General features: G+C 67.8%; 14 protein-coding genes. 5 read left to right on the top strand and 9 right to left on the bottom strand.

What is annotated here, in order from left to right:
- Positions 1 to 12: 12 nt before the first annotated feature.
- The gene (locus tag ACM0PB_RS04720) at positions 13 to 387 is read right to left on the bottom strand and encodes a hypothetical protein (protein WP_005419699.1); all 375 of its coding nucleotides are present in this window, start codon (positions 385 to 387) and stop codon (positions 13 to 15) included.
- A complete protein-coding gene (locus tag ACM0PB_RS04715) occupies positions 384 to 1,349 on the bottom strand; it encodes a hypothetical protein (protein ID WP_065178827.1) in 966 nt (321 codons plus the stop codon). The genes ACM0PB_RS04720 and ACM0PB_RS04715 overlap by 4 nt, the downstream gene beginning before the upstream one ends.
- Positions 1,350 to 1,513: 164 nt before the next feature.
- On the opposite strand from ACM0PB_RS04715, the gene prmA reads away from it, so the two are divergent.
- The 3 genes from prmA to fis all read left to right on the top strand — a co-directional run bounded on the left by prmA (position 1,514) and on the right by fis (position 3,635).
- A complete protein-coding gene (prmA, locus tag ACM0PB_RS04710) occupies positions 1,514 to 2,434 on the top strand; it encodes a 50S ribosomal protein L11 methyltransferase (RefSeq protein ID WP_065186334.1) in 921 nt (306 codons plus the stop codon).
- Between the two features lie 42 nt (positions 2,435 to 2,476).
- Positions 2,477 to 3,244, top strand: a complete 768-nt coding sequence (locus ACM0PB_RS04705) for a DUF3426 domain-containing protein (RefSeq protein WP_065186304.1) — start codon at positions 2,477 to 2,479, stop codon at positions 3,242 to 3,244.
- 115 nt (positions 3,245 to 3,359) lie between these two features.
- Entirely contained in the window at positions 3,360 to 3,635 is a 276-nt protein-coding gene (gene fis / locus ACM0PB_RS04700) for a DNA-binding transcriptional regulator Fis (RefSeq protein WP_005419706.1), read from the top strand.
- Between the two features lie 184 nt (positions 3,636 to 3,819).
- Here the strand turns inward: fis and ACM0PB_RS04695 are convergent, their stop codons facing one another.
- From ACM0PB_RS04695 to ACM0PB_RS04670, 6 genes are read right to left on the bottom strand one after another with little or no spacing between them, the layout of a single operon-like run.
- Positions 3,820 to 4,815 (bottom strand): phosphatidate cytidylyltransferase, encoded by a 996-nt coding sequence (locus ACM0PB_RS04695; protein ID WP_065186303.1) that lies wholly within the window; start codon positions 4,813 to 4,815, stop codon positions 3,820 to 3,822.
- Positions 4,812 to 5,441, bottom strand: coding sequence for a lysophospholipid acyltransferase family protein (locus tag ACM0PB_RS04690; RefSeq protein ID WP_005419712.1), 630 nt, complete (start codon positions 5,439 to 5,441; stop codon positions 4,812 to 4,814). Before ACM0PB_RS04690 ends, ACM0PB_RS04695 begins: the two co-directional genes overlap by 4 nt.
- A 13-nt stretch (positions 5,442 to 5,454) precedes the next feature.
- Positions 5,455 to 5,892, bottom strand: coding sequence for a hypothetical protein (locus ACM0PB_RS04685; protein WP_005419714.1), 438 nt, complete (start codon positions 5,890 to 5,892; stop codon positions 5,455 to 5,457).
- Positions 5,889 to 7,217 carry a phosphatase PAP2/dual specificity phosphatase family protein gene (locus ACM0PB_RS04680; RefSeq protein ID WP_065186302.1) on the bottom strand — a complete coding sequence of 443 codons (1,329 nt, stop codon included), beginning with the start codon at positions 7,215 to 7,217 and terminating at the stop codon, positions 5,889 to 5,891. Before ACM0PB_RS04680 ends, ACM0PB_RS04685 begins: the two co-directional genes overlap by 4 nt.
- Positions 7,217 to 8,968: a bifunctional alpha/beta hydrolase/class I SAM-dependent methyltransferase gene (locus ACM0PB_RS04675; RefSeq protein WP_065178832.1), complete on the bottom strand. Its 1,752-nt coding sequence runs from the start codon at positions 8,966 to 8,968 to the stop codon at positions 7,217 to 7,219. Before ACM0PB_RS04675 ends, ACM0PB_RS04680 begins: the two co-directional genes overlap by 1 nt.
- A 34-nt stretch (positions 8,969 to 9,002) precedes the next feature.
- Complete coding sequence (locus ACM0PB_RS04670) at positions 9,003 to 9,620, bottom strand: CDP-alcohol phosphatidyltransferase family protein (RefSeq protein ID WP_414604733.1); 618 nt, start codon at positions 9,618 to 9,620, stop codon at positions 9,003 to 9,005.
- A gap of 208 nt (positions 9,621 to 9,828) precedes the next feature.
- Here ACM0PB_RS04670 and purH point away from each other — a divergent pair, with 208 nt between their 5' ends.
- On the top strand, positions 9,829 to 11,412 hold the full coding sequence (gene purH, locus ACM0PB_RS04665; protein WP_414604734.1) for a bifunctional phosphoribosylaminoimidazolecarboxamide formyltransferase/IMP cyclohydrolase: 1,584 nt from the start codon (positions 9,829 to 9,831) through the stop codon (positions 11,410 to 11,412).
- 61 nt (positions 11,413 to 11,473) lie between these two features.
- Positions 11,474 to 12,757: a phosphoribosylamine--glycine ligase gene (gene purD / locus ACM0PB_RS04660; RefSeq protein WP_171956155.1), complete on the top strand. Its 1,284-nt coding sequence runs from the start codon at positions 11,474 to 11,476 to the stop codon at positions 12,755 to 12,757.
- Positions 12,758 to 12,892: 135 nt separating this feature from the next.
- Here the strand turns inward: purD and rpoH are convergent, their stop codons facing one another.
- A complete protein-coding gene (gene rpoH, locus ACM0PB_RS04655; RefSeq protein ID WP_005411269.1) occupies positions 12,893 to 13,768 on the bottom strand; it encodes an RNA polymerase sigma factor RpoH in 876 nt (291 codons plus the stop codon).
- Positions 13,769 to 13,781: the final 13 nt, after the last annotated feature.

Below are 13,781 nucleotides of genomic sequence, written 5' to 3'. Positions count from 1 at the left end.
ACTGATGCGGCCTCAGCGCGCGTCCGCCGCGGTCGCCGGAATCTGCGAATTGGCCAGCGGCCGCACGCCATTGGGCGAGGTCGGATCGACGATCACCATGGTCTCGGTCGAGCCATCCGGCCAAACTACCTGGAAGGTGCTGCCAGCCGGCAGTGAAGCGAACGGCATGCCCGTCTGCGCGCGATAGACCGCAGCGACCTGGCTGGCGCCGGCGCGGCGCACGTCTTCCTGCGCCTTCACCGTGGTCAGTTCCACCTTCGACAGATGCCGGTACCGATCCTCGTAGGTATCGATCATCAGCAGGCCGACCGCACCGGCAGAGTAGGCCACGAACAGCGCCACCCAGAACCAGAACTTGGCCCCATGCAGGAATCGACGGTAATTCATCGCCCGTCCCTCTTTCCAATCAATCGCTTGATCCATTCCTTCATTTTCCCAGCACCTTGCCGCGATACCGCAGCGTCATACACGAAATCCCGGAAATCCTGCGCTCCATCCTGCGAACAGATCCCTCCGTTCGCACAAAAACTGTTGACCAGCACGCTGTCCGCTCCACACGGTAGACCGAGTTCGCAGGCCGCAAGCCGCCATGCAAGCTCACTGAGCTGTTCGCCCGCCACCAGGCCGTCGAGTGCGCTGTCACCGGCGGCACGCACGCCCATGCCCGGCGCGATCGCCATATAGGCCTCCGGGTCACGCGAAGTGCGCACGCGCTCGACCAGGTCGCGGCGGTACTCGGCACTGTCATGCAACGGCTCACCCTCGGCGAACAACGATGCTTCTGCGGCCAGGTTGCCCTGCGCGGCCGCCTTGCGGCGTTCGGCCAGCACCAGCGCAGCGCCCAGCTTGTCGCCCGGAACGAAGCCGCCACACCGCTGCGCCACGCGCTCGCGGGCCTCGATCATCGCCGGCGCCGCGGTCAGGCCCAACCCGCTCAACACGTTGTTGTCCAGGCGGTAGCCACCCGGATCGAGTGCGTACTGCGCGCAATAGTCGTACACGCGGCTGAGCATCCAGCGCGCTTCATGGTTACCTGTATCGGCCTGCACGCGCAGTCGCTGGGCGTAGGCGTACAGATCGCTGGCGTCTTCGATGTCGGCGCGGAGGTCCAGCGGCAGGCCCGACGGCAGCGTGTTGCCGCGCTCGACGGTGGCCAGCCGGCGCGCCAGGGCTTCCGGCACCACCGGCAACGCCGCTCCGCTGTCGCGGCTGGCCACGACGGTCGGCAGGTCCGGCGACGGTGATGCCACGCCCGCCGCATGGCCGCTGGCCCGGTACCCGGCCACGCCCAGCACGGCCACCGCCGGCAGCACGAGCAACCAGGTTTTCAGGGTCGGGGCGAAGGCCATCGGCGGCGGTGAGCGTTCACGGCGCACAGGAAAGTGACGAGTTTAGCAAGGCCCGGCAGGCCTGTCTGAACTGCCCCCGTTCATCTCAAGGTGGCATCTCACGCGATACGGAGACGCTCCGATGGTCTAGCATGGCCCCCTTTCCCGTGATTGCCCCCACCGCCATGCCGTTCCTGGAACTGACCCTGCGCTGCACCGAAGCCACCCAGCCCCGCTATGAAAATGCGCTGGAGGACGTCGGCGCACTGGCTGTGACCCTGCTCGATGCCGAAGCCGACACCAGCAACGAACAGGCCATCCTCGAACCCGGCGTGGGTGAAACGCCGCTGTGGGACACCCTGGTGCTGAGCGCACTGTTCCCCGCCGACAGCAATGCACTTTTGCTGCTGGCCGCGCTGGAATCGTTCGATCCGGAACTGGACTGGAGCAACGGCAGCTTCCGCGCCGTCGAGGATGAAGACTGGGAACGCGCCTGGCTGGACCAGTTCCAGCCGATGGATTTCGGCAGCCGTACCTGGATCGTGCCGTGGAACCATGAACTGCCGGACGCCGCGCAGGCCGCCGATGCCGCCGTGGTGCGGCTGGACCCGGGCCTGGCCTTCGGCTCGGGCACCCACCCGACCACCGCCCTGTGCCTGCGCTGGCTGGACCAGCTGGCCGTGGACGGCCAGTTGCAGGGCCAGCGCGTGCTCGACTTCGGCTGCGGCTCGGGCATCCTCGCCCTGGCCGCGCTGAAGCTGGGTGCCGCCGAAGCGGTCGGCGTGGACAACGATCCACAGGCGCTGGTCGCCACCGCCGACAATGCCGAGCGCAACGGCGAGCAGGCACGCATGCACGTGTACCTGCCGCAGGACGAACCGGTCGCCACCTACCCGATCGTGGTCGCCAACATCCTTGCCTCGGCACTGGACGCGTTGGCCGAGCTGCTGGCCGCGCGCGTCGCTGCCGGCGGCCGCATCGCCCTGTCCGGCATCCTGCATGGCCAGGAAGGCGAACTGCTGCAGCGCTACGCCGCGTGGTTCAACGACCTGCAGGCGACCCAGGATGGCGACTGGATGCGCATCACCGGCGTACGCCGCGCCTGATCGTGATTGAATGACCGCTGGATCCGAGCCCGCACCCTGAGCATGTCCGAGCCGAACCCGCCGCGCCGCCCCTTGGCCACCTTCCTGCGCCCCGCGTCGGAAGGCGAGGCTGCACCTGCGACCGATTCACGCACGCCCGACCCGGCGATGGATGACATCCCGCCAGCCCAAGCCCGCACCCCCCTCGAAGCGGCGCCGCCACCGATGGCGGAAACGCGACAGTGCGATGACATCGTCAACCCCGACGAAGCGGCCGTGATCGAACCCGTCCTTGCCGCTCCGGCTCCGCAGGCCGTGGCCGGAGATGCACCCAGTTTCCTGGGCACCTCGCGGCCACGCGCACTGCCGACGCCACGCTGGCACTGGGGGCTGGTCGCCGGACTGGCACTGCTGCTGGTCCTGCAGAGCGTGCTGGCCGATCGTGCGCGACTGGCCGCCGACGCCGGCAACCGCGCCTGGCTGGGCGCACTGTGCGGCGTATTGCGCTGCAGCCTGCCGGCCTGGCATGACCCCACCGCGTTCACCATGACCAGCCGCGAGATCCGCCCCGTGCCGGGCCAGGCGGGCGTACTGCAGGTGCAGGCCAGCATCCGCAACGATGCGCGCTGGGCACAGGCCTGGCCGGATCTGCGCCTGTCGCTGTCTGACGCCGATGGCCGGGTGATCGGCAGCGGCGTGTTCGCACCGGCGCAGTACCTCGGCGAGAACCCCGGCGCGGCCGTGCTGGAACCTGGCCAGAGTGCACGCATTGCGTTCCGCGTGCAGGAACCCGCCGCATCCACCGTCGCATTCACCTTCGACTTCCTCTGAGCAGGATAGAGGCGACCAGCCGTGGCAGGTCGGGCACGCTCGCGCTAGACTGGCCGCCACCACCTCGTCCGGCCGCGCGCTCCGCGCGCACGGGCCAACCGAATCGGGAACCCCCTTGAACGCTGTCCTCTCTCGTCCTGACAACAGTCGTGGCGCTCCCCGGCCACCGCTGCGTGAACACGTCGCCCAGTCCGTGCGCCGCTACCTGCGTGACCTTGATGGCTGCGACGCGGACGATGTCTACGAGATCGTGCTGCGCGAGATGGAAATCCCGCTGTTCGTGGAAGTGCTCAACCACTGCGAAGGCAACCAGAGCCGCGCCGCGGCGATGCTGGGCATCCACCGCGCCACCCTGCGCAAGAAGCTGAAGGAATACGGCATCAGCGCGTAAGCGCGCGTGGGTCGTGCCGGCCGCTGGCCGGCAACCCCATGAACGATGGCAGGAAGTTGCAGTTGCCGGCCAGCGGCCGGCACTACCGGTGGATCCACGCCATGCGTGGATGGAAGCCCGGCAAAGTCAACCGCCCCCGCCCGTCAGTAGATCCACGCCATGCGTGGATGAAGGCCCGGTAGGATCACCCGCCCCCGCCCGCCTTCCAGTAATACCGCACCACATGGAAGAACACCGGCGCGGCGAAGCACACCGAATCCAGCCGGTCGAGCATGCCGCCATGGCCCTCGATCATGTGGCCCCAGTCCTTGATGCCACGGTCGCGCTTGATCGCCGACATCACCAGCCCCCCCCAGAACCCCATCAGGTTGATCAGCAGCGACAGGCCGAACGCCTGCAGCGGCGTGAACGGGGTGATCCACCACAGTGCCGCACCCAGCGCACTGGCACTCAGCACGCCGCCCACGAAGCCCTCCACCGTCTTCGACGGCGACAGCTTCGGGGCGATCAGGTGCCGGCCCAGCAGCTTGCCCCAGATGTACTGCAGCACGTCCGAGGACTGCACCACGATCACCAGGAAGGCAAACAGCAGCACGTTGCGCGCCGGGTCATGCCCGGGCACATGCAGGTTGAGCAGCAGCGGCACGTGCGAGATGCAGAACACGCAGATCATCAGCCCCCACTGCACCTTCGCGGTGCGCTCCAGGTAGTGCGTGGTGTCACCACCGATGGTCGACAGGATCGGCAGGAACAGGAATGCGTAGACCGGAATCAGCAGCGTGTACATGCCGTACCAGTCGATCCACACCAGGTAGTACTGCCACGGCAGCACGATGTAGAACGCGGCCAGCAGCGCGTAGTAGTCGCCCGAGCGGGTCGGTGCCAGAGTGATGAACTCGCGCAGCGCGAACAGCGAGATGATCGCAAACAGTACGATCACCCCGGCGCGACCGAAGAACAGCGCCAGCCCGACCACGATCGCCATCACCCACCAGGCGCGGATGCGCGACACCAGGTTGGCGATCACTGCACTGGGCTGCCCACGCTGCCGCCAGCGCAGGGTCTCGGCCACCAGCGTGGCCAGCACCAGCACCACGCCGACGCCGGCAAACAGCAGACCGGTCTGCTGGCCCACGCTGCGCGCGGCCAGGTCACCGGACACGTCCATCAGATAGCTCATGCGCGCCCTCCATTCGGCGCCAGGTCCAGCAGCGCCTGCCGGCTGCGGGCCAGGAATGCAGCCTTGTCCTCGTCGGCCTGCAGCCGCAGCGGCGTGCCGAACGTAGCCGTGCACAGCAGCGGCAGCGGCAGGAACCGGCCCTTCGGCATCACCCGCTTCAGGTTGTCGATCCACACCGGCACGAACTCCAGCTCCGGCCGTTGCCGCGCCAGGTGGTAGATGCCGCTCTTGAACGGCAGCAGCGGCTCATCGCCCACATTGCGCGTGCCTTCCGGGAACAGGATCAGCGAGCACTCTTCGTCGACCGCATCGCGCAGCACCTGCAACGGGTCCTGCTGGCGGTGCCCGGCCTCACGCTCTACCAGTACACCGTTGAACACCGCATCGATCAGGTAGCGGCGCAGGCCGTCGCGCTGCCAGTATTCGGCGGCGGCCACCGGGCGTACCTGTCGCCGCAGCGCGGGCGGCATCGACGACCAGATCAGCACGAAGTCGCCATGGCTGGCGTGGTTGCCGTAGTACACGCGGCGCTCGCTGGACGGCGCACAGCCGATCCACAGCGCACGGGCGCCCGTCACCACGTGGATCGCGCCACTGCAGGCGCGTGCAATCAGTTCGGCGAACATCGGTCCCTCCCGTTCACGTCTGCGGCCACACTACGGCCAGTACCAGTAGTGCGGCCTGCACTGCCGTCAGCAGGTACTGGCGCAGCAACAGCCGGCGCATGCCGGCCCAACGCACGTCCCAGCCGCGCAGCGGCGCATCGGCCGGTGTGCGGCGCAGGCCACTGTCCTGCAGCAACTGGTCGGTACGGCGTGCAGCGGCTTCGCCTTCCAGGCCTTCATCGCGCAACAGCTGCAGCAGGCTCGCGTCCAGCCCGACCCGCCATGCATGGTAGGCCTGCACGAGCCCAGCGCCCACACTGAGCAGCAACAGCCCGGCGGCGATCATCGCCAACCCCGCTTCGATGCCCAGCAGCAGCAGCGCCACCAGCAGCAGCCCCAGCGACAGCAGCGCGGGCCAGCGTCCCTGGCGCAGCAGCAGTTGCATGGTCGCCAGATCGGGAACGGCACTCATGCGCGCACTCCAGCCGCTGCGGTGATGGCTTGCAGATGCTCCGGGCCCAGCACGATGCCGGGGCGTGCCGCACGCACGATGGCGACCGCCGCTCCGACTTCCGCGGCACGGCCCGTGCGCAGCAGCCACGTCGCCACGCTGGCGGCACTGCGCGAATAGCCCAGTGCACAGCACACCAGTAACGGCCCCTGCGGCCGCAGACGCTCGATGGCCTCGGCGGCCTCGCGCAGCTGCTCCGGCGTGGGCACCACCAGGTCCAGCATCGGCACGCTGCCATACGCCGCACCCGGCGCGCAGCAGGACAGCTCGGCGCAGGCATCGACCACGGCCACCAAAGGTGCCGGCAATACCGTGCAGGGAATCCGGCCCAGCCACACGCCGTCCAGCACCGGCACCGGCTGCGGCGCACGCCGTGTCCACAGCCGCGAGTTGACCCAGGCGGCGCCCAGGTACGGTGCCAGCAGCCAGCGTGCCGCCATGGTCAGGCGACCATCGGCGCGCTTCTGGAACACCGCCGTGCCCAGCCCGGCATACGCCAGCGCCACCAGCATCAGCGACACCACCGGCCACAGCAGCCACAACGCCGTACCCCGCAGCAGGACCACCGGCACCAGCAGCACGGCGGTCGCCAGCAGGTACAGCGCAGCCAATCGCCACCGCTTGGCATGCCGCGCGATGCGCCAGGCCCGCAGCGGTGGCGTGCCCTGCTCCGGCCACAGCCACACGCACAGCCAGCCGGCCAGCAGCCCGGTCGGGATGTCGATGAAATGATGCTGGAACGTGGTCAGCACCGAGACGCCGATCAGCAGCGCCCACACATGCAGTACCCAGCGCCAGGCACCGTGCAGGTACTGCGCGAACTTCACCCACAGCACGATCAGCAGCACGATGTGCAGCGATGGCGCCTGGTTGAACGGCTTGTCGAAACCCAGCAGCACATCGAACAGCCAACCGAACACGCCGCCGATCTCCGGCCGCTCGAAACTGAAGCGCAGCGGCCACAGCAGGAAGCAGCTCACGGCGATCAGCTGTGCACTGAACAGCCGCAATGCGTGCCGGTCCAGTTCGAGGCGCTGCCGGCACAGGAAGAACGAGACCGCGTAGAACAGGTCGATCGACCAGTACGGCACGATCGTCCATGGCACGAACGGAATCTGCGTTTCCCAGCCGAACGCCATCACCGGCAGTTCGGCGTGGCGGCCGGCCACCCAGTTGGCGAAGCCGTAGCTGGCAAAGAAGAACGGGCCCAGCAGGGCCAGCCACAGCAGCGCGCGCCGCCAGGGGCGCCCCGCCGTGGCAAGCGGAGTTGCAGCCAGCGTCGCCATCACGCGGTCCGGCGTGCCAGCGACACAGTGAAGATGCCGAAGTCATCGATGCGCTGCGCCACTTTCTCGAAGCCGGCCAGGCGCACCAGTTCATCCATTTCCTGCTGGGTGCGGCGGCGCATCACCCAAGCAGCGCCACCACGATGACTGGTCAGCGCGCGGGCGATGAACTCCAGCTGCGGGTGCCAGGGCTGGCCGGTGTAGGCCAGGTAGCCACCCGTCGGCACCGTTGCGGCGATGCCCTGCAGCGAGCGCAGCACGGCGTCGTTGTCGGGGAACAGTTCGTACAGCCCCGATACCACCGCCAGCGTCGGCGCCGGGTCGACCTGCGCCAGCTGCACCGGATCGAACGCATCGCCCTGTTCGAAACGGGCGATGTCGGACGCACCGAGGCGCTCGATCAGCGCCTGGCCCTGGGTCACGTTCAGACCGCTGAAGTCGCGCAGCACGATGCGCTCGGCGCGTTGCTCGCCCTGGCCCAGCGCTTCCAGTACATAACGGCCATGGCCAGCGGCCACGTCCAGCACGCGCACCGGCATGCCCTGCCCGCGCAGGCGTTGGGCGGCATCGCGCAGCAGTTCCTGCAGGTGCCGACCGCGAATGCGGATGCCGCGCCAGCCGATCGCATCCAGGTAGTTGCGGTCGACCAGGCGCCCCAACGGGCCCTTGCCACGTGCTTCGTCGCGATAGATGTAGTCCAGCGTGCTGCCCGAATCGAAACCGGTCTGCAGGCCCAGTGCAATGCCTTCGGACAGTCTGCCGCCAAAGCGCAGGCCACCGCGCACCACGCGCCAGCGCAGGTCGGCCAGGCTGTTGCGCTCGGGCGGCCAGGCCAGGATTTCAGACTCCTCAAATGTCGGCCCATGGCGGTGCGCATCGCGCCGCGACAACTCGCGCAACGGTTCGGCGAATCGCGCCTGGATGAAGCTGCGGATACGTGCCAGTGCCGGTGCCCGATCACGCTCGCCCAGCGTGTCGTGGAAGAAGCCCGGCAGATGCACGCGCTCCTTGATCGGGCTGGACAGGCGCTCGTAGAAGCGGTCCTGCGGGCCACGGTGCACGACGAAGTCCGAGCCGGACACCAGCAACTGCACCGGCACGCTGATGGCCTGCGCATCGGCGACGATGCGATCGGCCGCCTCATACAGGCCCAGCAACACGCGCACCGAGATCGGCCGGGTGATCAGCGGATCGGTGCGGTAGCTTTCCACCCGCGCCGGATCGTGGGTCAGCCATTGCGGCTTGACGTAGCTGTTGACGAAGAAGTTACCGCGCAGCTTCTGCATCAATGCCAGGCCCGGGCGTGCGAACGGCACGTACAGCTTCACCTTGAACGCCGGGGAGGCCATCACCAGCGCGCGCAGGCGTGGCGCGTAGTCGTGCACCCAGGTGGCGGCGACCACGGCACCCACGCTCTGCGCGATCACCACGATGTCTTCCACCGCGATCCCATGCTCGGCGCCGATGTGGGCGATGAAGCTGTCCAGGTCGCGCACCAGCGCCGGAAAGCCCGGTGCATCGCCACGCGCGCCCGGCGAACGGCCATTGCCGCGCGCATCCCAGGCGAAGAAGGCGGTGTCAGGCAGGTCCAGCTCATCGACCAGGTGGGTGACCCGGCCGGAGTGTTCATGGCCGCGGTGCAGCAGCACGATGGCCTTGGTGGCCGGCGCTGCGGTGGTGCCCGCCCAGTACCGGTAGAACAGCGGTACCTGGTCGAAGCTGTGGAATTCCCGTTCCTGCGCCTGACGCATGCAATCTCCTGATTGTCTTTTTCTATCTGCTTGATTAATTTGGCGAAACTGCGGTTTCCCGCAGTCCGCGACGGACCCGGTTGATCATCGTCAGCACGCACAGCACCGCCATGGCCGCGGCCACGCCCATGACCGTCAACGCGCCAACCCACTCAAACGCCAGCAGCAGGCCCAGCGCACCGATCACGAAGGCGCGGTCGCTTTTGCCCATCGGGCCGTCATAGCGGCGGCTGGCGCCGACCATCAGCCCCAGCACGCCGGCGTATTCGCTCAGCGCCGCGGTCCAGGCCAGCAGCCACAGCGCCTCCGGGCGCACGCCCGGCACGCTGAGCAGGCTCAGGTACAGCGCCGCATCGGCGATCACATCGCACAATTCGTTCAGATAGGCACCCAGCCGCGACTGCTGGCCGAATTCGCGGGCCAGCATGCCGTCCACCGCGTTGAGCGCCATGCGCAGCAGCATCCACAGCGGCAGCAGCAGGTACAGCCATGTCTGAGCCGGCGCGCAGCACCAGACGGCGCCGGCCACCAGCAGCGAAACCACGGCAGCGGCCACGGTCACCGCATTGGCGGTGATCCCCATGCGGTACAGGCCGCGTACGGCCGGACGCAGGAGGTCCTGAAAACGTCCTTTCAATGCATAGATCGACACGATCCGAACCCGCTGATCCTTGGCAGTTCCCGCACAGCCTACCCGATTGGGGCAGCGTGCCCCATGGAATTGATTGCGGACCGCCCCCGACCAGACGGTGCTGAAGGCGGCCACAGGCCATCGGTGCGGGTTGATTGCCACCACCAGCGCCCGCCACCGGCCGCCACCGCCTACAATATCGGCCCCGCTCCGCTGCCGATTCCGTCCCATGACTGCTGATCTGTTGCCCGTCCGCCGGGCCCTCCTCTCCGTTTCCGACAAGACCGGTCTGGTCGAGCTGGCCACTGCGCTGGCGGCACGCGGCGTGGAGCTGCTGTCCACCGGCGGCACCGCCAAGGCGATCCGCGAGGCGGGCCTGGCAGTGAAGGACGTGGCCGAGGTCACCGGTTTCCCGGAAATGATGGACGGCCGGGTCAAGACCCTGCACCCGATGGTGCACGGCGGCCTGCTGGGCCGCTCCGGCCTGGATGACGCGGTGATGGCCGAGCACGGCATCGGCGCCATCGACCTGCTGGTGCTGAACCTGTACCCGTTCGAATCGGTCACCGCCAAGGCCGACTGCACCCTGGCCGACGCGGTCGAGAACATCGACATCGGCGGCCCGGCCATGCTGCGTTCGGCGGCCAAGAACTTCGCCCGCGTGGCAGTGGCCACCGACCCGTCGCAGTACCCCGAGCTGCTGGCCTCGCTGGAGGCCAACAACGGCCAGCTGACGGCTGCCACCCGCTTCGCGTTCTCGGTGGCCGCGTTCAACCGCGTCGCCCAGTACGATGCGGCGATCAGCAACTACCTGTCGGCGATCACCGCCACCGACGCCGCCGTGCCGGCCCGTGCCGAATACCCGGCGCAGATGAACTCCACCTTCGTGAAGGTGATGGACCTGCGCTACGGCGAGAACCCGCACCAGAGCGGCGCGTTCTACCGCGACCTGTACCCGGTGCCGGGCACGCTGGCCACCTTCCAGCAGCTGCAGGGCAAGGAGCTGAGCTACAACAACCTGGCCGATGCCGATGCGGCGTGGGAATGCGTGCGCCAGTTCGATGCGCCGGCCTGCGTCATCGTCAAGCACGCCAACCCGTGCGGCGTGGCCGTCGGCGCCGGCAACGGCGATGCCTACGAGCTGGCCTACGCCACCGACCCGACCAGCGCCTTCGGCGGCATCATCGCCTTCAACAAGCCGCTGGACGCCGCCACCGCCAAGGTGATCCTGGACCGCCAGTTCGTGGAAGTGCTGATTGCCCCGGACTACGAGCCGGCCGCGCTGGAGTACGCGCAGAAGAAGGCCAACGTACGCGTGCTGCGCATCCCGCATGGCGACGGTCTGAACAACTTCGACAGCAAGCGCGTCGGCTCGGGCCTGCTGCTGCAGTCGTCAGACAACCGCGGCATGACCCGCGACGAGCTGAAGGTGGTCAGCAAGCTGGCGCCGACCGACAAGCAGTTCACCGACCTGCTGTTTGCCTGGAAGGTGGCCAAGTTCGTGAAGTCCAACGCGATCGTCTATGCCAAGGACAACCGCACCATCGGTGTCGGCGCCGGCCAGATGAGCCGCGTGTACTCGGCCCGCATCGCCGGCATCAAGGCCGCCGACGCGAACCTGGTGGTCGAGGGTTCGGTGATGGCCTCTGATGCGTTCTTCCCGTTCCGCGACGGCATCGATGCCGCCGCTGCCGCCGGCATCAAGGCGGTCATCCAGCCGGGCGGTTCGATGCGCGATTCCGAAGTGATCGCCGCCGCCGACGAACATGGCCTGGCCATGGTGTTCACCGGCGTGCGCCACTTCCGCCACTGATCCGCATCACCAAGCCGGGCCCTGCCCGGCTTTTCTTTTCCGTATCCGAGAACCCTGTCCCATGAAGATCCTCGTCATCGGCTCCGGCGGCCGCGAACACGCCCTGGCATGGAAGCTGGCCCAGTCCTCCCGTGTCACCGACGTGATCGTGGCGCCCGGCAACGCCGGTACCGCCAGCGAAGACAAGTGCCGCAACGTGGCGGTGAAGGTGACCGATATCGACGGCCTGCTGGCGCTGGCCCAGGCTGAAGGCGTGGCGTTGACCGTGGTCGGCCCGGAAGTACCGCTGGTGGCCGGCGTGGTCGACCGCTTCCGCGCCGCCGGCCTGCGCATCTTCGGGCCGACCGCCGCCGCCGCGCAGCTGGAAGGCAGCAAGGCCTACGCCAAGGACTTCCTGGCCCGCCACAACATCCCCACCGCGTTCTATGCCGTGCACACCGACGTGGACGCTGCCCTGGCCTACATCCGCGAGAAGGGTGCACCGATCGTGGTCAAGGCCGATGGCCTGGCCGCCGGCAAGGGCGTGATCGTCGCAATGACGTTGGCCGAGGCCGAAGACGCGGTGCGTGACATGCTCTCCGGCAACGCGTTCGGCGATGCCGGCGCCCGCGTGGTGATCGAGGAATTCCTCGATGGCGAGGAAGCCAGCTTCATTTCGATGGTGGACGGCGTGCATGCGCTGCCGATGGCCACCTCGCAGGACCACAAGCGCGTCGGCGACGGCGACACCGGCCCCAACACGGGTGGCATGGGCGCGTACTCGCCAGCGCCGGTAGTGACGCCGGAGGTGCATGCACGCGTGATGCGCGAAGTGGTGAACCCGACCGTGCAGGGCATGATCGCCGACGGCATCCCGTTCACCGGTTTCCTCTACGCCGGCCTGATGATCGATGCCAGCGGCGCGCCGAAGGTAATTGAATTCAACGTGCGCTTCGGCGATCCGGAAACCCAGCCGGTGATGCTGCGCCTGCAGTCGGACCTGGTCGAGCTGGTGGAAGCGGCGATTGATGGCCGCCTGGACCAGGTAGAAGCGCAGTGGGATGCGCGCCCGTCACTGGGCGTGGTGCTGGCCGCGAGGCCCTACCCGGAAGCGCCGATCACCGGTGATGTGATTTCCGGCCTCGGCGACGTGCCGGCCAGCGCCAAGGTGTTCCATGCCGGTACGGCATTGGATGCGCAGGGCCAGGTGGTCAGTGCCGGTGGCCGCGTGCTGTGCGTGGCCGCACTGGGCGACAGCGTGCGTGATGCGCAGACGAAGGCCTATGCCGGCGTGGCCAAGGTGAGCTGGGCCAACGCGTTCCACCGCACCGACATCGGCTGGCGCGCGATCGCACGCGAAGAGTGACCGCCGTGCCGCAGCCACGCGCGGCGTGGCTCTACTGACACTGGGTAGATCCACGCCATGCGTGGATGAGGACGCCTCCGAAAAGAAAAGGCCCGGCAATGCCGGGCCTTTTCCTAGCTTCAACGCCATCCCGCCTTACGCGGTGAACAGCGCCTTCATCTTCTTCAGCGCGTTCGCCTCGACCTGGCGGATGCGCTCGGCGGACACGCCGTACTCGTCGGCCAGCTCCTGCAGCGTCACCTTGCTGTCGGCATCCAGCCAGCGACGACGGATGATGTCGCGCGAACGCGCATCCAGTTCGGCCAGGCCTTCGCGCAGCAGCTGCATCTGGTTGTCTTCGCTGTCCTCGCGCTCGTAGGCCATCGACGGGTCTTCGTCATCGGCAACCAGGAACGCAGCCGGCGACGGCGGGGCGTGCTCGTTGTCCTCGTCGGTCGGCGCATCGAAACCGATATCGCGACCGGACAGGCGCGACTCCATTTCCATGACCTCGCGCTCGGACACGTTCAGGTCCTTGGCCACCGCGCTGACTTCAGCCGCGTTCATCCAGCCCAGGCGCGTCTTCGACTTGCGCAGGTTGAAGAACAGCTTGCGCTGCGCCTTGGTGGTGGCGACCTTCACGATGCGCCAGTTCTTCAGGATGAACTCGTGCATTTCGGCACGGATCCAGTGCACGGCGAAGGAGACCAGGCGCACGCCCATGTCCGGGTCGAAGCGCTTGACCGCCTTCATCAGGCCGATGTTGCCTTCCTGGATCAGGTCACCCAGCGCGAGGCCGTAGCCGTTGTAGCCGCGGGCCACGTGGACCACAAAGCGCAGGTGCGAATGCACCAGCTCGCGGGCGGCGTCCAGATCGTTGCCGTCGCGGAAACGACGGGCCAGGTCCTGTTCGTCATCGACCGACAGCACCGGGATCTGGTGCACGGCACCGATGTAGGCGTCCAGCGAACCGAGCGCACTGGGAATCGGGAGATTGTTTGCCACAAGGGCAGTAGAGGTGTTCTGGCTCATAGGCACCCATCTT

This window comes from Stenotrophomonas sp. AR029, from assembly GCF_047520695.2.
Classification (GTDB): domain Bacteria; phylum Pseudomonadota; class Gammaproteobacteria; order Xanthomonadales; family Xanthomonadaceae; genus Stenotrophomonas; species Stenotrophomonas sepilia.
This window is presented reverse-complemented; position numbering and strand designations above follow the sequence as displayed.

Coding starts and splice junctions, on each gene's coding strand:
- ACM0PB_RS04720 (WP_005419699.1), bottom strand. CDS start 387: ATGAATTACCGTCGATTCCTGCATGGGGCCAAGTTCTGGTTCTGGGTG.
- ACM0PB_RS04715 (WP_065178827.1), bottom strand. CDS start 1,349: ATGGCCTTCGCCCCGACCCTGAAAACCTGGTTGCTCGTGCTGCCGGCG.
- prmA (WP_065186334.1), top strand. CDS start 1,514: ATGCCGTTCCTGGAACTGACCCTGCGCTGCACCGAAGCCACCCAGCCC.
- ACM0PB_RS04705 (WP_065186304.1), top strand. CDS start 2,477: ATGTCCGAGCCGAACCCGCCGCGCCGCCCCTTGGCCACCTTCCTGCGC.
- ACM0PB_RS04695 (WP_065186303.1), bottom strand. CDS start 4,815: ATGAGCTATCTGATGGACGTGTCCGGTGACCTGGCCGCGCGCAGCGTG.
- ACM0PB_RS04690 (WP_005419712.1), bottom strand. CDS start 5,441: ATGTTCGCCGAACTGATTGCACGCGCCTGCAGTGGCGCGATCCACGTG.
- ACM0PB_RS04685 (WP_005419714.1), bottom strand. CDS start 5,892: ATGAGTGCCGTTCCCGATCTGGCGACCATGCAACTGCTGCTGCGCCAG.
- ACM0PB_RS04680 (WP_065186302.1), bottom strand. CDS start 7,217: ATGGCGACGCTGGCTGCAACTCCGCTTGCCACGGCGGGGCGCCCCTGG.
- ACM0PB_RS04675 (WP_065178832.1), bottom strand. CDS start 8,968: ATGCGTCAGGCGCAGGAACGGGAATTCCACAGCTTCGACCAGGTACCG.
- purH (WP_414604734.1), top strand. CDS start 9,829: ATGACTGCTGATCTGTTGCCCGTCCGCCGGGCCCTCCTCTCCGTTTCC.
- purD (WP_171956155.1), top strand. CDS start 11,474: ATGAAGATCCTCGTCATCGGCTCCGGCGGCCGCGAACACGCCCTGGCA.
- rpoH (WP_005411269.1), bottom strand. CDS start 13,768: ATGAGCCAGAACACCTCTACTGCCCTTGTGGCAAACAATCTCCCGATT.